The sequence below is a fragment of the Campylobacter concisus genome (genome assembly GCF_003048405.1).
Lineage (GTDB): Bacteria > Campylobacterota > Campylobacteria > Campylobacterales > Campylobacteraceae > Campylobacter_A > Campylobacter_A concisus_Q.
On sequence record NZ_PIQS01000006.1, the window covers coordinates 61,447 to 79,198 of the forward strand.

General features: G+C 38.9%; 16 protein-coding genes. 14 read left to right on the plus strand and 2 right to left on the minus strand.

Annotation, left to right across the window (positions count from 1 at the left end):
• Positions 1-182 precede the first annotated feature (182 nt).
• From CVT18_RS09485 to lpxD, 3 genes are read left to right on the plus strand one after another with little or no spacing between them, the layout of a single operon-like run.
• Positions 183-1,877 carry an acetolactate synthase large subunit gene (locus CVT18_RS09485; protein WP_234410335.1) on the plus strand — a complete coding sequence of 565 codons (1,695 nt, stop codon included), beginning with the start codon at positions 183-185 and terminating at the stop codon, positions 1,875-1,877.
• A 2-nt stretch (positions 1,878-1,879) separates the two neighbouring features.
• Positions 1,880-2,341: an acetolactate synthase small subunit gene (gene ilvN / locus CVT18_RS09490; protein ID WP_223154493.1), complete on the plus strand. Its 462-nt coding sequence runs from the start codon at positions 1,880-1,882 to the stop codon at positions 2,339-2,341.
• Positions 2,341-3,294 (plus strand): UDP-3-O-(3-hydroxymyristoyl)glucosamine N-acyltransferase, encoded by a 954-nt coding sequence (gene lpxD / locus CVT18_RS09495; protein ID WP_103628822.1) that lies wholly within the window; start codon positions 2,341-2,343, stop codon positions 3,292-3,294. The genes ilvN and lpxD overlap by 1 nt, the downstream gene beginning before the upstream one ends.
• 122 nt (positions 3,295-3,416) lie before the next feature.
• Here lpxD and CVT18_RS09500 read toward each other — a convergent pair whose 3' ends face one another.
• Together CVT18_RS09500 and pta are read right to left on the minus strand one after the other, a co-directional pair.
• Complete coding sequence (locus CVT18_RS09500; RefSeq protein ID WP_084107885.1) at positions 3,417-4,613, minus strand: acetate kinase; 1,197 nt, start codon at positions 4,611-4,613, stop codon at positions 3,417-3,419.
• 1 nt (position 4,614) lies between these two features.
• Complete coding sequence (gene pta, locus CVT18_RS09505; RefSeq protein WP_107824498.1) at positions 4,615-5,982, minus strand: phosphate acetyltransferase; 1,368 nt, start codon at positions 5,980-5,982, stop codon at positions 4,615-4,617.
• A gap of 68 nt (positions 5,983-6,050) precedes the next feature.
• Here pta and flgH point away from each other — a divergent pair, with 68 nt between their 5' ends.
• From flgH to CVT18_RS09560, 11 genes are all read left to right on the plus strand, one after another.
• Positions 6,051-6,758: a flagellar basal body L-ring protein FlgH gene (gene flgH, locus CVT18_RS09510; protein ID WP_021091364.1), complete on the plus strand. Its 708-nt coding sequence runs from the start codon at positions 6,051-6,053 to the stop codon at positions 6,756-6,758.
• Positions 6,759-7,104: 346 nt separating this feature from the next.
• On the plus strand, positions 7,105-8,250 hold the full coding sequence (locus CVT18_RS09515) for a hydrogenase small subunit (RefSeq protein ID WP_103601013.1): 1,146 nt from the start codon (positions 7,105-7,107) through the stop codon (positions 8,248-8,250).
• A gap of 9 nt (positions 8,251-8,259) precedes the next feature.
• Complete coding sequence (locus CVT18_RS09520; protein WP_103628820.1) at positions 8,260-9,978, plus strand: nickel-dependent hydrogenase large subunit; 1,719 nt, start codon at positions 8,260-8,262, stop codon at positions 9,976-9,978.
• 9 nt (positions 9,979-9,987) lie between these two features.
• Positions 9,988-10,668, plus strand: a complete 681-nt coding sequence (cybH, locus tag CVT18_RS09525) for a Ni/Fe-hydrogenase, b-type cytochrome subunit (RefSeq protein WP_103579806.1) — start codon at positions 9,988-9,990, stop codon at positions 10,666-10,668.
• Positions 10,668-11,204, plus strand: coding sequence for a HyaD/HybD family hydrogenase maturation endopeptidase (locus CVT18_RS09530; RefSeq protein WP_103628819.1), 537 nt, complete (start codon positions 10,668-10,670; stop codon positions 11,202-11,204). Before cybH ends, CVT18_RS09530 begins: the two co-directional genes overlap by 1 nt.
• A 1-nt stretch (position 11,205) precedes the next feature.
• Positions 11,206-12,678, plus strand: coding sequence for a hypothetical protein (locus tag CVT18_RS09535; RefSeq protein WP_103628868.1), 1,473 nt, complete (start codon positions 11,206-11,208; stop codon positions 12,676-12,678).
• Positions 12,662-14,878: a carbamoyltransferase HypF gene (hypF, locus tag CVT18_RS09540; RefSeq protein WP_103628818.1), complete on the plus strand. Its 2,217-nt coding sequence runs from the start codon at positions 12,662-12,664 to the stop codon at positions 14,876-14,878. Before CVT18_RS09535 ends, hypF begins: the two co-directional genes overlap by 17 nt.
• Positions 14,879-14,932: 54 nt before the next feature.
• A complete protein-coding gene (gene nikR / locus CVT18_RS09545; protein WP_103628817.1) occupies positions 14,933-15,346 on the plus strand; it encodes a nickel-responsive transcriptional regulator NikR in 414 nt (137 codons plus the stop codon).
• Positions 15,347-15,362: 16 nt separating this feature from the next.
• On the plus strand, positions 15,363-15,731 hold the full coding sequence (locus tag CVT18_RS09550) for a Na+/H+ antiporter NhaA (RefSeq protein WP_103628816.1): 369 nt from the start codon (positions 15,363-15,365) through the stop codon (positions 15,729-15,731).
• A gap of 95 nt (positions 15,732-15,826) precedes the next feature.
• A complete protein-coding gene (locus tag CVT18_RS09555; protein ID WP_103628815.1) occupies positions 15,827-17,086 on the plus strand; it encodes a DUF2157 domain-containing protein in 1,260 nt (419 codons plus the stop codon).
• The gene (locus tag CVT18_RS09560; RefSeq protein WP_103628814.1) at positions 17,083-17,688 is read left to right on the plus strand and encodes a GDYXXLXY domain-containing protein; all 606 of its coding nucleotides are present in this window, start codon (positions 17,083-17,085) and stop codon (positions 17,686-17,688) included. Before CVT18_RS09555 ends, CVT18_RS09560 begins: the two co-directional genes overlap by 4 nt.
• Positions 17,689-17,752 lie beyond the last annotated feature (64 nt).

Sequence of the window (17,752 nt, forward strand, 5' to 3'; positions counted from 1 at the left end):
TTGATTTTACTAAGAATAATATGTTTAATTTTATGTAAAATATTTTGTATTATTCTTCTAAACTAGTTAAAAATTTTTCAAGAAAATCAAAGTAATACCTAAAATTCGCTAGAAAGTTAAAATGGATTTAAAATGCTTTGGGATATAATCTGCGATAAATTTATCAAAAGGCTAAAGTGATGATAAAACAGATTTCTGGTTCACAGATGATAAGCGAGGCCTTGCACGAAGAGGGCGTTGAGATAGTTTTTGGCTATCCTGGCGGTGCAGCTTTAAATATCTATGACGAAACATACAAGCAGACTTATTTCAAACACGTCTTGGTTCGCCACGAGCAAGCAGCCGTTCACGCGGCCGATGGATACGCTAGGGTTAGTGGTAAAGTTGGCGTTGCTTTTGTGACTAGTGGCCCTGGCTTTACAAATGCTGTCACTGGCCTTGCAACAGCTTATAGCGACAGTATTCCGATCGTGCTTATAAGCGGTCAAGTACCAACATTTATGATCGGTACAGATGCTTTTCAAGAGATCGATGCGGTCGGCATTTCACGCCCATGCGTCAAGCACAATTTTTTAGTAAATAGCGTGGAGGAGCTGCCTCGCATTATAAAAGAGGCCTTTTATATTGCAAGATCAGGCCGCCCAGGACCAGTTCATATCGACATTCCAAAAAATATTACATCAAAGCTTGGTGATTTTGTATATCCAAAAGAAATTTCTATTCCAAGTTACAAGCCAACTTATAAAGGCAACCAAAAGCAGATAAAAAAAGCAGCAGTTGCGATAAATGAAGCAAAAAGACCGCTTCTATACATCGGTGGCGGTGCGATCGCATCTGGAGCTAGCGATATCATCCGTAAATTTATGAAAAAAACTGGCATTCCAGCGGTTGAGACACTGATGGCTCTTGGTGTGCTTGACGCAAAAGATGAGCTAAATTTAGGCATGGCTGGTATGCATGGTAGCTACGCTTCAAACATGGCTTTAAGCGAGTGTGATCTTTTGATCTCACTTGGAGCTAGATTTTGCGATAGGATCACTGGCAGAACGGATGAGTTTGCCAAACATGCAAAGATAATTCACATTGATATTGATCCAAGCTCTATTTCAAAGATCATAAACGCTCACTATCCAATCGTTGGCGATCTTACAAACGTGTTAACTGAACTTTATGATGAGGTAAAGGGTGAGCCTAAAAACTATGCGTCTTGGAGAGAAATTTTAGATAGATATTCTAAACTAAATCCACTTGGCTATACAGATAGCGACAAGGTCTTAAAGCCACAATGGGTCATCGAAGAGACCGCAAAGATAGCAGGAGCTGATGCGATAATCTCAACAGACGTCGGACAGCACCAAATGTGGGTGGCGCAGTTTTATTCGTTTAACCGAGCAAGACAGCTTGTCACAAGTGGTGGACTTGGCACAATGGGATTTGGCCTCCCTGCAGCGATTGGTGCAAAATGTGCAAAACCAGACAATCTTGTTATAAATTTTACAGGCGATGGCTCAATACTTATGAATATCCAAGAGTTAATGACCGCTCATGAGATAAATATGCCCGTTATAAACATCATTTTAAACAACAACTTCTTAGGCATGGTTCGTCAGTGGCAGACATTTTTTTATGAAAAACGCTACTCATCGACTGATCTTAGCTTGCAGCCTGATTTTGTAAAGATTGCTGAAGGATTTGGCGGAGTTGGCTTTGTTTGCAAGAGCAAGGATGAGTTTAGAAAGGCTTTAAAAGAAGCGATCGATAGCAAAAAATCAGCGATGATCGACGTTAGGATCGACCGCTTTGAGGATGTGCTTCCTATGGTTCCAGCTGGAGCTGCGATTTATAATATGATATTAAAGAGCAAGGAAGAAAAATGAGTATCAGAAGAACGATTTCGGTTATAGTTTTAAATGAACATGGCGTTTTGGCTAGAATTTCTGGGCTTTTTGCGGGCAGAGGCTACAATATCGACACGCTAACTGTCGCTCCGATACCTGAGAGCAACTTCTCAAGACTAAGTATAGTAACTAGTGGCGATGAGAGAGTTTTAGAGCAGATCGTAAAGCAGCTTCATAAGCTCATCCCAACGTATAAAGTCATAGAAAGTGGCGAATTTGTCGAAAAAGAGATGGCTCTTGTGAAAATCCCACTTGGTGAAAATTTTGCTGGTCTTGAGGCGATACTAAAGTCGTATAACGGTATCGTTACAAATACAAACGAAAACTACATCGTTGTCATGGTGGCTGACGATGCGAGTAGGATAGAGAACTTTTTAAAATCGATAAAGAAATTTAACCCAGTTGATGTCGTGCGCGGCGGATCTGTGATAATGGATATATGATGAAACTAAGTGAAATAGCTTTAAAAGTAAACGCTACTTTTAGCGGAGAAGATATAGAAATTTTTGCCTTAAATTCTTTAAAAAATGCAAATAAAGCTGAGCTAACATATTGTGACGGCGAGAAAAATGCAAAATTTATAAGTATGTCAAACGCTGGAGCCATATTGGTAACAAAATCACTTTTGGACCTAGTGCCAGCTGGCATGGTAGCGCTTGTGTGTGATAACCCGCACCTTGCATTTGCCTTGCTTAGTAGAGATTATGCTAAGCCGCTTTTTTGCGAGCCTAAGCCATCAAATATCGCCAAGAGTGCAAAGATGATGCCAAATGTCTACATAGGCTCAAATGTGAGTGTGGGCGAAAATACGGTAGTAATGGCTGGAGCATTTTTGGGCGATAATGTGACTATCGGCAAAAACTGCATCATCCACCCAAATGTCGTCATTTATAACGACTGCGTCATCGGTAACGAGTGTCATCTGCTAGCAAACTGCGTCATCGGCAGCGACGGCTTTGGCTATGCGCATACAAAAACTGGCGAGCATGTAAAAATTTATCACAATGGCAATGTAGTTTTAGGTGATTTTGTTGAGATCGGCGCTTGCACGACGATAGATCGTGGCGTTTTTGAAAGCACAATGATCGCAAACTACACAAAGATAGATAATCTCGTTCAAATAGGTCATAACTGCGAGCTTGGAAATGGCTGCCTAATCGTCTCACAAACTGGCCTTGCTGGCTCAACAGTGCTAGGCAGAAACGTTGTAATGGGCGGACAAAGCGGCTCAGCTGGTCATGTAAAAGTGGGTGACTTTGCGCAGATCGCTGCACGTGGAGGCGTTAGCAAAGATCTGCCTGGTGGCAAAAAATACGCTGGAGCCTATCCGATAATGGAGCTTTCAGATCAGTTTAAACTCCAAGCAAAAATTTTGAGATTTTTTAAGAAAAATTGATTGCAAGCTTTTGCGAGCTTAAAATCGCAAAAGCTTTTTATCTCGTAGCCTAAAAATGCTAATTCTATTTTAAAACGAATTAGGCTTAAAATTTATATATCAAGTCTGGCTTAAACATCTATTTATTTGGCTTTGCTCTCTTTTATTACTCTAGCCGTTTCTATCGCGATTTCTAGCTCTTCATTTGTTGGGATGATGAGTGTTTTTATCTTAGCGTCATCCCCATCTATGCATCTCTCGCCTCGCATGTCTTGGAAATTTAGATCGTGATTTATGTGAATGCCAAGATGTTTTAATTCATCACAAATTTTTTGCCTTGTATTTGGTGCATTTTCGCCAATACCACCGGTAAATATAAGTGCATCAACGCGTCCTAAAATGGCGTAATATGAGCCAATATATTTTTTTACTCGGTAGCAAAACATCTCAAAAGCAAGCTTTGCTCGCTCATCGTTTTGCATTTTGGCCACAACCTCTCTCATGTCGCTTGAGCCACAAATTCCAAAAAGTCCGCTTTTTTTGTTTAAAAAGTTATCTATCTCGTTCCACTTTAAAACGCCGATATTTAGCAGGTAAATGACCACAGCTGGGTCCATATCGCCGCTTCTTGTACCCATTATGAGCCCTTCAAGTGGGCTAAGCCCCATCGAGGTGTCGATACTTTTGCCATTTTGTACCGCACAGGCTGAGGCGCCATTTCCTAGATGAAGTGAGATGGCATTAAATTTATCAAATTCTATACCAAGCATTTTGGCCGCTTGCTTGCAAACATATCTATGTGATGTGCCGTGAAAGCCGTATTTTCTGATGTGATGGGTCTTGCAAACGTCATAAGGTAGGGCGTAGCGGTAGGCATACTCTGGCATACTTTGATGAAATACCGTGTCAAAAACGACCACGTGAGGTACGTTTTTGCTCTCTTTCATCGCATTTTTGATGCCAGCAAGATGCCCTGGGTTATGAAGTGGTGCTAATGGGCTTATCTCCTCGATCTTTTTAATAACGCTCTCATCAACGATCATCGAGCTAAAAAAGCTTTCTCCGCCGTGTACTATCCTGTGTCCGATGCCGTCAAGCTCACTTAGATCGTGTAGAGTGTGTGATGTAACAAATAGCTCGTTCATCGCCTCAAGTCCGTCATGGTGGTCTTTTATGAAGCGTTTTATCTCATAGGTTTCGCCATTTGCTTTTAGTACCGCTCTTGAGCTGGAGCTACCGATTTGCTCGACTAGACCGCTTGCTAGACTGGTTTTGGTATCCATTGCAAAAAGTTGAAATTTTATTGAGCTACTACCCGAGTTTAAAACCAAAATTCTCATATTATTCTCCTGCTTGTATAGCGCTGATTAGGATAGTATTTACCACGTCTTCGACAAGGCAACCGCGGCTTAGGTCATTAACCGGCTTTTTTAGCCCTTGAAGTATCGGACCCACTGCTAGAGCGTTTGCGCTTCGCTGAACTGCTTTATAGCAGATGTTCCCGCAGTTTAAATTTGGAAAGATAAATACATTTGCCTGCCCTGCGACATCGGATTTTGGCATCTTTTTGCTAGCGACACTTGGCTCGATAGCTGCATCAAACTGAATAGGTGCTGCAATTTTTAAATTTGTGTCAAGCTCAAGTGCTTTTTTAGCAGCTTCTTTTATAAATTCCACATCAGGCCCACTTCCGCTATCAGCTGTGGAGTAGCTTAGCATAGCGATCTTTGGACTAAGACCAAATGTACTTGCCGTTTGAGCGCTACTTAGCGTGATGCTAGCAAGCTCATCTGCGCTTGGATTTGGCGTGACAGCACAGTCTGCAAAGAGTAAAATTTCTTCTTCAAGTGCCATGAAAAATGCCCCGCTTACCACACTTACATTTGGCTTTGTTTTTATGATCTGTAAAGCTGGACGGATCGTATCAGCTGTGCTCATCGTAGCGCCACTTACTAGTGCGTCTGCCAAGCCTTCATGAATTAGCATAGTGGCAAAGTAAATTTTATCTTTTGCAAGCGCATTTGCCTTGGCTTCATCAACGCTTTTATGCTTTCTAAGCTCATAAATTTTCTTTGCAAATTCATCTGTCAGCTCGCTTTGTGCTGGGTTGATCACTTTGGCTTTGCTCAAATTTAGCCCCAAGGCAGCTGCTTTTTTTGAAATTTCGCTCTCAAGTCCTAGTAAGATGATATTTGCTGCATCTTTTTCTAGTACGATGTGAGCTGCTTTTAAAATTCTCTCATCGTCACTCTCTGGTAAAACAACGGTTTTGTTTGCAACTTTAGCTCTTTTTAGAAGCAGGCTTTGAAATTTAAAAGGAGTGACGATCTGGGCTTGATAGTTTAAAATTTCATCAATATTATCACTAATGAGAAGCTTTGAGTTTGGATTTAGTGCTTTTAGTTCACTTACATGTTCGTCAAACACTGGAGTGTTCAAATTTCTTGCTAGCTTTAAATTTAGCTCGCTTTTGCCAAAGACATTAAAGCTCTCACAGCCAAGAACTATAACAAAGTCGCTTTTGGCTTTTACCTCATCAAATTTGTCTATAAATTTGAGAAAAAACTCTTTTTCATTTGAGTTTATTAAGTTATTTTTATCGTTTTCATCTGGGATTATTTTGAAAATCTCAACTTTTTTGAATTTTGTAGCTATAATTTCTTGCAGATGTGCTAAATTTTTGTCTGTAAAAACGTAACAACTTTTCATTTGCGACCTTTTTAGGAACTTAAATTGCTTAATTTTAGCACAAAGATACTTATTTTAAGGCATTTTTTATGAACCATAAAACGATTTGGCTCGTCTTATCTGCGGGCATTATTTGCACTGGCTGCACACCAAGCGCTGATCCTCATATCAATATGAAACCCCCAGTTTATGTCGAGCAACTCCCTTCAAAAGATAGTGGAACCGGACAAAGCAACGCTGGCAGCCTCTTTGGTAAGGGCGAGAATCCACTATTTTCAGATAGAAAGGCGATGAATGTAAATGATATCGTGACTATCGTTATCTCAGAAAATGCAAGCCAAACTTCAACTGGTAGCAAAAGTACCAACAAAGATAGCACCATCTCGCTTGGTGGCGGTGTTTTCACAGCTGGGGCTGCACCGCTTTCAACTGTGGCTGATAATCTAAACAAATACGGCGATATCGGCTTTAAAGCAGGTGGTGGCAATAAATTTACAGGAAGTGGCACGAGCAATAGAAGCGAGAAATTTACCGCAACCATTTCAGCTAGGATCATAAAAATACTAAATAACGGCAATTACTTCATAGAAGGTAGCCGCGAGCTACTTATAAATGGCGAAAAGCAGATCATGCAAGTAAGTGGTGTCATCAGACCTTACGACATCTCACAAAATAACGAAATCGACTCAAAATATATAGCTGACGCTAAAATTTTGTATAAAACTGAGGGCGAGCTAGACAAATCTACCAAAAAACCTTGGGGCACAAGACTTATGGAGGCTATCTGGCCATTTTAATGCAACTTTAAAAGCCTAAAATTTAATCAATTTGGGCTTTTAAAAATTTATATCTCAAAAATTTCTCTCGCCTTAAATATGCTAAATTTTTAAAAATCATTAAAAATTATAGTTGATATTTACTTTCAGAATAATATGCTTAAAATATTGAAAATTCATCAAAACAAAATAAAATTTCTCAAAATATTATTTTTTATATTTTGAAAATATATCGCAAAAAAAGGGATTTTAAATTTTTTAGTTAAAATTTATTTAATTACAAATATTAATTTTATAAAATAATTTTTTACTTCTTTAAACAAAGATATTATTAACAAAAGTAAAATTTTCAAGCAAAGGAGCTTATATGAATAATGACTTGCGTCAAAAGATAGATAGACGCTTAAGTGAGCTTAGTGCGTTGCCTAAGATGAAAAGCGACTCGAGTATTGCGCAGCTTTTAAAAGAGAAGGGCTTTACGAGGCGTGATTTTATGAAGTGGGCTGGTGCGATGACAGCTTTTATGGCTCTACCAAGTGCGATGACACCGATGGTTGCTCGTGCTGCTGAGCTTAGCGATAGGCTTCCTGTGATATGGCTTCATATGGCAGAATGCACAGGCTGTAGCGAGAGCTTACTAAGAACCGATGCTCCAAGTATAGATAGTCTTATATTTGACTACATAAGCCTTGAATACCACGAAACTATTATGGCAGCTTCTGGTTGGCAGGCTGAAGAAAATTTAGAGAGTGCGATCGAAAAATATAAAGGCAGATACATCCTACTAGTTGAGGGAGGTATTCCAACTGGTGCGACTGAAAATTTTCTAACTGTTGGACCTCATGGCACAACAGGTAAAACTCATGCTGTAAATGCTTCAAAAGACGCAGCTGCTATCTTTGCGATCGGCACCTGTTCTAGCTTTGGTGGCATTCAAGCTGCAAGGCCAAACCCATCAAATTCAGTGGGACTTTCAAAGGTAACTGATAAACCAGTTATTAATGTTGCGGGCTGTCCACCAAGTGAGAAAAATATCGTTGGCAACGTGCTTCACTTCTTACTTTTTGGCACACTTCCAGCGCTTGATGTTTACAATAGACCAAAATGGGCTTATGGTTTAAGAATTCACGATCTTTGCGAAAGACGTGGTCACTTTGACGCTGGCGAGTTTGTCCAAAGCTTCGGCGATGAAGGTGCAAAAAATGGCTACTGCTTATACAAAGTAGGTTGCAAAGGTCCATATACATTTAATAACTGCTCACGCGAGAGATTTAACCAGCACACATCGTGGCCAGTTCAAGCAGGTCACGGCTGTATAGGCTGCTCAGAGCCAGACTTCTGGGATACGATGGGACCATTTGAAGAGCCTATGGCAGATAGACTCTTTGATACTGTTTTAGGTCTTGGAGCTGATAATGTCAGCGATAAAGTTGGCATCGGAATTTTAGCTCTTACAGGCATTGGTATAGCAGCTCACGCTGTTATAGCTTCTATGAGTAAAGATAAAGAATAAGGCGAAAAAATGAGTGAAAAAAGAATAGTAATAGACCCTATAACACGTATCGAGGGACACTTAAGAATAGAAGTTGTTGTAGATGAAAATAACGTTGTAAAAGAGGCTTACTCTGGCTCAACTCTTTGGCGTGGTTTAGAGCAGATCGTAAAAGGCAGAGATCCAAGAGATGCTGGCTTTTTCATGCAAAGAATTTGTGGCGTTTGTACATACTCACACTACCGAGCAGGCATCATCGCAGTTGAAAATGCTCTTGGTATCAAGCCTCCACTAAATGCAGAGCTAACTAGAACGCTTATGAATGCAGCTTTATATCTTCACGATCACATCGTGCACTTTTATCAGCTCCACGGCATGGACTGGGCAGACGTGGTCTCTGCACTAAGCGCAGACGTGCATAAAGCTAGCGAAGAGGCGTTTAAATATACTGATCTTCCGTTTGCCACAGGAGCTGACAAGCTAAAAGAGGTAAAAGAGAGGGTTGAAGCCTTTGTTAAAAAGGGCAATCTTGGACCATTTGCTAACGCATACTGGGGACATAGCACATATAAATTTACGCCAGAGCAAAATTTGATCGTCCTCTCTCACTACTTAGAGTGCTTAAGGATCCAAAGAACAGCAGCTCAGATGATGGCGATCTTTGGCGCGAAAAACCCACACCCACAAAGCCTAACAGTTGGTGGCGTAACCTGTGTGATGGATCTTATGGATCCAGCTAGAATGGGCGAATATATGAGCAAATTTGCCGAGATCAAAGAATTTGTTGATAGAGCTTACTATCCAGATATCTTGATGGCGGCTAAAGCTTATGGTAATGAGCCAAGCGTTCTAAACGATGTTGGTGTGGCAAATTTACTCTGCTATGATGAGTTTTTGATAGACAAAAATGATCATCTATTTAAAGGTGGCTATATCTTAAATGGCGATCTTAACAAGGTTTATGATATTGATGAAAATAAAATCACTGAAGAAGCTACTAGGTCTTGGTATAAAAACGACAAAGCGCTTCATCCATATGACGGCGAGACTGAGGCAAACTACACAGGTCTTATTGACGGTGAGAGCATAGACGCTGAGGGCAAACTAGCTCACAGTAAGCTTTTTGATACAAAAGGCAAATATAGCTGGATCAAAGCACCAAGATATGATGGCTTGCCTATGCAAGTGGGTCCAATAGCAAGTATCGTTATAAACTACGCTAGAGGCAACGAGAGAGTTAAAAAAGTAGTTGACGAATTTTTAGCAAAGAGTGGCTTGCCATTAAGTGCAGTTTTCTCAACTCTAGGCAGAACCGCTACTCGTATGCTTGAAGCAAAAGTGGTTGCTGAGCACACAATGGACGCATTTAATGCCTTAGTAGAAAATTTAAAATCAGATCAAGAGACCTGCGCAAAATATGTAATTGATAACAAAAAAGAGTACAAAGGAAATTTCCAAGGCAATGCTCCAAGAGGTGCGCTTAGCCACTGGTGCCGCATAAAAGATGGTGTTATCACAAACTGGCAAGCAGTCGTGCCAAGCACATGGAACGCCTCTCCAAAAGATGCCAAAGGTCAAATGGGAAGCTACGAAGCGTGCTTAGTTGGTTTAAAGATCGCTGATCTTTCAAAACCACTCGAGATAATACGAAAAATTCACTCTTACGATCCTTGCATCGCATGCGCTGTGCATGTTATGGATACAAAGGGAAATGATTTGAGTACTTATAAGATAAATCCAAATTTGTAAGGAGAGAATATGTCACATAAAAATGCTGATAGAATCAGCGAATACGAATTCTCCATCGGCGTTAGGCTGACACACTGGATTAGATTTGCAGCGATCACACTTTTAGTTGTGAGTGGCTACTATATCTCGTACGTTTTTGTGAGTCCAGAGATAACGAGCGAGCCTACAAATTTTATGCAAGCAAAGTGGCGTATGACTCACCAGATCGCTGGCTTTGTGCTAATAGCGGCGTTTATCTTTAAATTTTATCTATTTGTCTTTGATAAACATAGTAAAAAAGAGTGGATGAGTGTGGTTGATTTTCTAAATCCAAAAATTTGGATCGCACAGATCAAGTATTATCTTTTTATGGGGCCACATCCGCATTTAAGGGGCGTTTATAATCCTTTGCAGTTTGCCTCATACTTTTTCTTTTATCTTATTTTGACTCTTATTTGCCTAAGCGGTCTTGTGCTTTACGTTCATGTTTATCATGAGGGACTTGGCGGAGCACTTTATGAGCCAGCTAGGTTTTTTGAAGAGCTTATGGGCGGACTAGCAAATGTCAGAACGATACATAGAATTTGTATGTGGGTCATTATGATATTTGTGCCGATTCATGTTTATATGGCAGTATTTAACGCTGTTAAAGGCAAAAATGGAGCGATGGACGCTATCGTTAGCGGCTATAAATTTGTAAAAGAACACTGATGAGAGTGCTGGTTCTTGGTATTGGCAACGTGATGTTTGCTGATGAGGGCATAGGTGTTCATTTTGTAAATTTGATGGCTAAAAACTATAAATTTACAAGTTCTAAAAACGAGCTTACTCTAATGGACGGGGGCACTTTAGCCCTCGCTCTAACTCACATAATAAGCGAATTTGACTATCTTATCGTCGTTGATTGCATTAGCGCAAATGGTGCAAGCGTAGGTGATGTTTATTTTTTCGACTTTCTAAACGTGCCAAATTTTATTAGTTGGGACGGCTCGGCTCACGAGATAGAGATGCTCCAGACTCTTTATCTAATGGAGCTTGCAGGCGATAGACCTACGACTAAAATTTTAGGTATCGTGCCTAGCCGTATAGAATCATCAAATTTTAGCCTCTCAGATGAGGTTATAAACGCTTCTAATATTTTAGAAAAAACGCTGCTTGATCACTTAAAAGAGCTTGATTTTAAGTGTGAAAAGGTGGCAAATTTTACCCTAAATGATATAGTTGATGAATACGCTAAAAAGGTTTAAAATGATACTTGCTTTTAAATTTACTTGCCACAAAGACGCTTCGTTTCTAGCGCCATTTTTACGCTTGCTTGCTGGCGATCTAGCTCATAGTATAAAGTGCAAAGAAGATGAAATTTGTCTAAAGGTAAGTGGTAATGCCAGCGAGCTTGAGAGCGTGGCAAATAAAGCAAGCGCGCTCTTGCCATTTAGTCTTTTTATAAAGCACAGTGAGGTCTTGGCTGTAAGTGAGCTTGATGAAGATAGCAAGATAAATGAGATAAAATTTGGCAGCCTAACTCCGACTCAAGCGAGCACATTTTTGGCTAGCGAAAAGGCTATCTTAAATGAAAGTGGCGTGCTATGTGAGAGTAAATTTGAGGGTGAGATAACGCTTGATAATTTTAATGAAAAGCTTAAAACTTGCCTAAATTTATTAAAAAACGGCAAGGTCGTTTGCGTAGAGCAAGATGAAAATTTATATGAAATTTCTCTTGGCGTAAATTTTGACGCAAATTTCTTGATGCCTGTAAATTTAAAACAGCTACCAAAAATTTTTATCGCCGATGATAGAGCTTTGACATTTTTAGCTAGCTTTGAAAAGCCACTTTTAGCTCTAAAGACGACAGCTATTTATAGACAAAATCACGAGGACACGCCACTATTTTTTGACGTGATGGCGCCAAATGATCTTTTTCTTTACGCCCTTTGCGAGCAGCTAAATAAAGAAAATTATAGCTTTTTAAGCGTTAAAGTAAAGGAGCAAAAAAATGCTCTTTCAAGGCTTACTTTGCTTGAAAGTAGCGCAGTTTTAAGCCCATTTTTCTATGCAAAAAACAAGGAATTTGAGCTTAGTAATTTTAGTGATATAGCTTTGGGGCTAAAATTTAGCAAATTTAGTGATGACGAAATTTGCCTGCTTTCAAAATCAAGCAAAACGCAGCTTCTATTTTTGCCAAAATTTAGTAGCTTTGAAGAAATTTATGAGCTCATAAGAGCCCAGGAGGGCGGCGAAAGGCTACTTGAAAACTTCAGTAAAGAGTGCGCCCTACCAAGTGGTGAATTTAGCTCAAATGCTAGCTTTTTCTCGCTATTTTGTATAGCCGGACGCTTGCTTGGTTTAAGCAATGAGTTTAAAAAAGCAGGGGAGAATTTGCTATTAATGGCAGCTGATTTTAGCGGTCAAAAGGGCGTTAGGATCGATTATAAAATGAAAGATGACTTTGGTTTAGACGGGGTTAAGTTTGTAAAAAGTATCATTTCGTTTGTCCTTGCTGGCGCTGGAGAGAAGAACATCAGCTTTGGTTGCACCGAGTCTCTGGCGCATTTTTTGAGCGATTTTAGCTATGAAAAACGAGATAAATTTAAGATCAAAAATGTTACTTTAAGCGGGGATTTATTTTATAATAAGGTAGTTAGCAACTTGATAAAAAAGCACCTAAACCCAAATATAAAAACAAATTTTGACCCCGGATTTGGCGTTGAGATCAAGCTTTAGATATGAGATCAAAGGCTTAGTTCAAGGTGTGGGCTTTAGACCTTTTGTCTATACTTTGGCGGACAAATTTAAGCTAGTTGGTGAAATTTACAACGACGATGAGGGTGTGAAGCTAAATTTTAGCGGTGATGAGGCTAGCTTTTTGGCTTTTGAAAAAGAGCTCTATGAGAAGCTGCCAGCACTTGCTAGGATCGATGAACTAAAGAAGATTAAGATAGATAAAATTTATGAAAAGCTTGAGATCATCGCTTCAAAGAGAGCTGCCAAGCAGGCGCCTATTTTGCCTGATTACGCACTTTGCGATGACTGTTTGCGCGAGTTTTATGACCCCACAAATCCACGCTACAAATACCCATTTATAAACTGCACCAACTGCGGGCCTAGATTTTCGATCATCAAAGCATTGCCTTATGACAGGGTAAATACTACGATGAATGAGTTTAAAATGTGTAAATTTTGCGAGAGCGAGTACAAAGACCCGCTTAACCGCCGCTACCACGCAGAGCCGATCTCTTGCCCAAATTGCGGACCAAAACTCTATCTAAAAGATAAATTTGGCAAAGTCTTGGCTAGTGGGAACGAAGCGGCTAAAGAGGCAGCTAGGCTCATAAACGAAGGCAAAATTTTAGCCATTAAAGGGCTTGGTGGCTTTCATCTAGTTTGCGACGCGACAAATGAAGCCGCAGTTTGCGAGCTAAGAGCCAGAAAACACCGCCCAAGCAAGCCATTTGCTCTGATGAGTAAAAATTTACAAAACGCTAGAGAGATAGCACAAATTTCAGAGGCGGAGGCGAAGCTACTTAGCTCAAATTTAAAGCCGATCGTCTTACTTGAGGCAAAAAATGGCTCAAATATTGCAAAAAGCGTCGCGCCAAATTTAAACAAGCTTGGCGTCATGCTCGCATTTAGTGGCATACATCTTTTGCTTTTTGATTATTTAGAGCACGACATCATCGCAACTAGCGCGAATATCTCAGGCGAAGTTGTGATAAAAGACGAGAGTGAACTAAGAGAAAAACTAGGTGACGTTATAGATTTTTACCTTGATCACGACCGAGAAATTTACTCGCCAAGTGACGATAGTGTCGCATTTTGTGTTGGCGATGAGACAATTTTCACAAGAACGAGCCGTGGCTTAAATCCAAATTTCATCCATACAAATTTTAAGCAAAAAGGGACGTTTTTAGCCCTTGGAGCAGAGCTAAAGAGCTCATTTTGCATCTATAAAGACGGACTTTTGATGATTAGCCCATATATCGGCGATCTAAAAAACGTGGCGACTTTTGATAGGTTTAAGGACATTTTCACCCTTTTTGAAAAGACTTACAGCCTAAAAATCGATAAAGTTATAGCTGATCTTCATCCAAATTTTTTAAATACAAAATGGGCGAAGGATCAGGGCTTTGAGCTAGTTCATCTTCAGCACCACTACGCGCATTTGCTAAGCGTGATCTTTGAAAACGATCTAGCAGATAAAAAGTATCTTGGCTTTTGCTTTGATGGCACTGGATACGGAGAGGATGGTAAAATTTGGGGTGGCGAGGTCTTTAGGCTAGATAAAAAGAATTACGAGCGTGTTTATCACTTTGATGAATTTAGCCTATTTGGGGGCGAAAACAGTATCAAAAATATTTATCTAATCTCATATTCTATTATTTTAAAATACTCTCTTGAGGACGAAGCTGGTAAATTTTTAGTAAATTTTGATGAAAAAATGCTTGCAAATTTTAAAAAAATGGAGCAAAAAGGACTAAACTTAATAAAGACTAGCTCGGTTGGTAGGATATTTGACGCATTTGGGGCGATTATTTGTGGGCTTTTTCACTCGAGTTTTGAGGGCGAGAGTGGTATGAGACTTGAAGCACTTTATGATAAAAATTTAGATGTGTGTTATAAATTTAGCCTAGATGATGGAGTGATCGGCTTTAAAGAAGCTTTTAAAAGTGCTTTAAAAGATGAGCCAAGAGTGGCTGCAACGGCATTTATAAATGGCTTGGCTGATATTATTTTTGAAATTTCAAAAAAAGAAAAAATGGAAATTTTGCTAAGCGGCGGAGTTTTTCAAAATAAGACTTTACTCGAACTTATTTACAAAAAATTTACTAAAGCAAATTTGAAATTTCATATCAATAAAAAATTCTGTAGCAACGATTCTAACGTAAATTTAGGGCAAATTTATTATTATTTATCTACATTTTAAAAGAACTGATGTATAATGATTTTAAACGGTAATCAAACGAGAAAGGAGCAAAAAATGGATAGTGTTATACGTTTTAGTGTTTCTTTACCTAGTCAGTTACTAGACGAACTAGATAGGAAAGTTAGCGAACAAGGCTACGCTTCTAGGAGCGAATTTACGAGGGATCTGATCCGTGAAAAGATCGTAAATGATAGTTGGAAGGACGCTAATGAAGAGTTGATCGGGGTTTTGACGCTCATTTATATGCATCATCACAACGATTTGGTGAATAAAAAGATGGATATAGAGCATAGCTCTGATGTGAAAATCATCTGCACAAACCATGTTCATGTCGATCACCACAACTGCTTAGAAACGATTTCAATAAGAGGCGAGGCGGGCAAAATTGAACGCTTTGCTGAAAGGATCGCCGGTTTAAAGGGCGTAAAATTTTCTAAACTCACAAGGGCAGCTATTCCTAGGTTTTAGTTTTTTAAGGGTTTTTATGAGTTTTAGGAATTTTTGGGATTTTTTTATAGGTGAAGCGAGCGGTGGTATCTTTCTTATCACTGCTGCTTTAGTGGCATTTATCTTTGGAAATATTTTTTTAAGTAGTTTTTATAACTCATTTTTGCAAATCGATACAAGGCTAAATTTTGGCAAATCGCCGATACAAAAGCCCCTTATCCTTTTTGTAAATGATAGTTTGATGGCCGTTTTTTTCTTTTTACTTGGGTTTAGACTTAAGCGAGAAATTTTTAAAGCAAAGCTTAGGAGTCTGGCCCAAGCTACCTTGCTAAAAATTTTTATCATCAGTGGCATTTTAGCTTCTATATTTTTTTATATTTTAAATCACAATTATATTTTTTGTTGAAAGATTAAGGCAGTGTCAATGGATATAAATACGGCATTTAAGATACTGGCTAGAAATTTGGTGTTTTGTATATCTTATAAAAGAGAGTGTGAATAATGAACTTTTTAAATAGAATTTTTCTAGCAAAAGAGCTGGATCGGTGGCAAAGTGACGGTATAGTCGATAAAGAGACCGCTATAAAAATAGCAAATTTATACGACATCGACCCTGACGCTCATAGCGATAAGATGAGTTTTGTCCTAAAACTCGTAGCATATCTCTTTTTTGCATTAGCCTTTTTTACGCTTGTTGGTGCAAATTGGGAAGAGATACCAAGACTAGGACGTTTGGCGCTTGTGTTGTTTGTACTTGGGCTTGTAAATTTTGGTGGAATTTACTATCTCGCAAAGGGAAAGGAAAATCTATCAACGGCGATGTTTTTTCTTGGAAATTTCTGCTTTGGTGCGGCGATTGCGCTTATTGCCCAAATTTATCACATTAGTGATGAGCCAAGCGGTGGTATTTTACTTTGGAGTATCGGGGCGTTTGCGGTTTCTTTTACTAGTAAAAAAGGTGTGCTAGTAGCCCAAAGCCTTATCTTTGCGACGGTTTGGTTTTTTATGAGAGGCTATCAGGGCGACTTTGGTTTTGGCTTTATCATTTTTATAGTACTCGGCGCATATACGCTTTACAAAGACGACTCAAAATGGCTTGCTTTTGTGCTTTTTATAGATATCTTTATATACATCATTTCATTTTGCAGCTACATTAGTGGTCTTAGAGCGATATTTGATTATGGATTTTTGTTTGGACTTCCTATGGTTGCGATCGTATCGCTATCTTATGCACTTTTGCTTATCAGTATTTCGCCGCTACTAGATAAATTTAGAGTAGGGCTTGGCACATTTGCAAAAGAATTTGGTAAAAATTTTGGCGTTTTTGTGTTGTTGCTTTGTCTGCTTTTATTTGAAGAAAGAAATTTATTTGAGGGTGGAGATGAAGAGCTTTGGTTTGTGAAGTCGTTTTTTAAAAGCAACTTTGGCTTTGTCTTTATACTATTTAGTGTTGCTTATTTTGCACTGTTTTTTAAAGAAAAAAACAAGAGTGGTTTGTTGCTCGGGGCACTGCTCGTGTCGTTGCCCTTTGTCTTTAGCTACGGTCCTGGCTACGCAAATATATTTTTTTCGCTCGCAAATATCATAACAGCTGCGGTTCTTATCAAAAAGGGTGAGCTAAAACTTGGTCTTTGTATGATATTTTTGGTTGCAGCCGTAAGATACTTCCAGCTAATAGGTGATTATATCGGCGCTACGGCACTATTTATAGTATTTGCTTTCATAGTGCTAGTTGTGGCTAGAAAAGGACGTAAAAAATGAAGATAAAAGTATTAATAGTAGCTGTGGTTTTTCAAATTTCGCTTATTGGCATCATGCTTGGCTACGCACTTATGCCACTTTATTTTGGGCAAGAGGTAAGAGTAAGGGTTAATCTTTATGATCCAAGAGATCTTTTTCGCGGAAATTATGTTGATTTAAACTATGAATTTTCAAATTTTCATTCAAGAAATTTTGACGAAAATGATGAAGGTGACCGCTATATCGACCAATACGATGAGAGAGTAAGAGATGGGGCTAGAGTTTATGCTGTTTTAAAACCAGATGTTAATGGCACTTACAGCTTTGATAAATTTAGTATAAGCAAGCCAGACAATGAAGTGTTTTTAGCTGGTAGATATGACGGCTACTCACTAGTAAAATACGGCATAGAGCAGTTTTATATGTCGCCTGATAGCGCGGCTAATACTGAAAATGAAATGAGAGAAGAAGATGTTAATGCATATGCTGTTTTGATGGTTATGGAAAATGGCAAAGCTAGATTAAAGGATCTAATAATTCAAAAGAGTGCCGGAAAGAATAGTAAAAAATTATTTGGTGATGAAAATTTTGACAAGCTGGATGATATTAGGCAAAAAGAGTAAGGTAAATTGAGTCAAAGTATTTGTAAAAAATTCGCTTATATTTTAAATTTAAATGAAAATTTAA

Excerpts from the sequence above, each read along its gene's own strand:
- lpxD (WP_103628822.1), top strand. The coding sequence starts at position 2,341 with ATGAAACTAAGTGAAATAGCTTTAAAAGTAAACGCTACTTTTAGCGGA.
- CVT18_RS09500 (WP_084107885.1), bottom strand. The coding sequence starts at position 4,613 with ATGAGAATTTTGGTTTTAAACTCGGGTAGTAGCTCAATAAAATTTCAA.
- pta (WP_107824498.1), bottom strand. The coding sequence starts at position 5,982 with ATGAAAAGTTGTTACGTTTTTACAGACAAAAATTTAGCACATCTGCAA.
- flgH (WP_021091364.1), top strand. The coding sequence starts at position 6,051 with ATGAACCATAAAACGATTTGGCTCGTCTTATCTGCGGGCATTATTTGC.
- CVT18_RS09515 (WP_103601013.1), top strand. The coding sequence starts at position 7,105 with ATGAATAATGACTTGCGTCAAAAGATAGATAGACGCTTAAGTGAGCTT.
- CVT18_RS09520 (WP_103628820.1), top strand. The coding sequence starts at position 8,260 with ATGAGTGAAAAAAGAATAGTAATAGACCCTATAACACGTATCGAGGGA.
- cybH (WP_103579806.1), top strand. The coding sequence starts at position 9,988 with ATGTCACATAAAAATGCTGATAGAATCAGCGAATACGAATTCTCCATC.
- CVT18_RS09530 (WP_103628819.1), top strand. The coding sequence starts at position 10,668 with ATGAGAGTGCTGGTTCTTGGTATTGGCAACGTGATGTTTGCTGATGAG.
- CVT18_RS09535 (WP_103628868.1), top strand. The coding sequence starts at position 11,206 with ATGATACTTGCTTTTAAATTTACTTGCCACAAAGACGCTTCGTTTCTA.
- nikR (WP_103628817.1), top strand. The coding sequence starts at position 14,933 with ATGGATAGTGTTATACGTTTTAGTGTTTCTTTACCTAGTCAGTTACTA.
- CVT18_RS09550 (WP_103628816.1), top strand. The coding sequence starts at position 15,363 with ATGAGTTTTAGGAATTTTTGGGATTTTTTTATAGGTGAAGCGAGCGGT.
- CVT18_RS09555 (WP_103628815.1), top strand. The coding sequence starts at position 15,827 with ATGAACTTTTTAAATAGAATTTTTCTAGCAAAAGAGCTGGATCGGTGG.
- CVT18_RS09560 (WP_103628814.1), top strand. The coding sequence starts at position 17,083 with ATGAAGATAAAAGTATTAATAGTAGCTGTGGTTTTTCAAATTTCGCTT.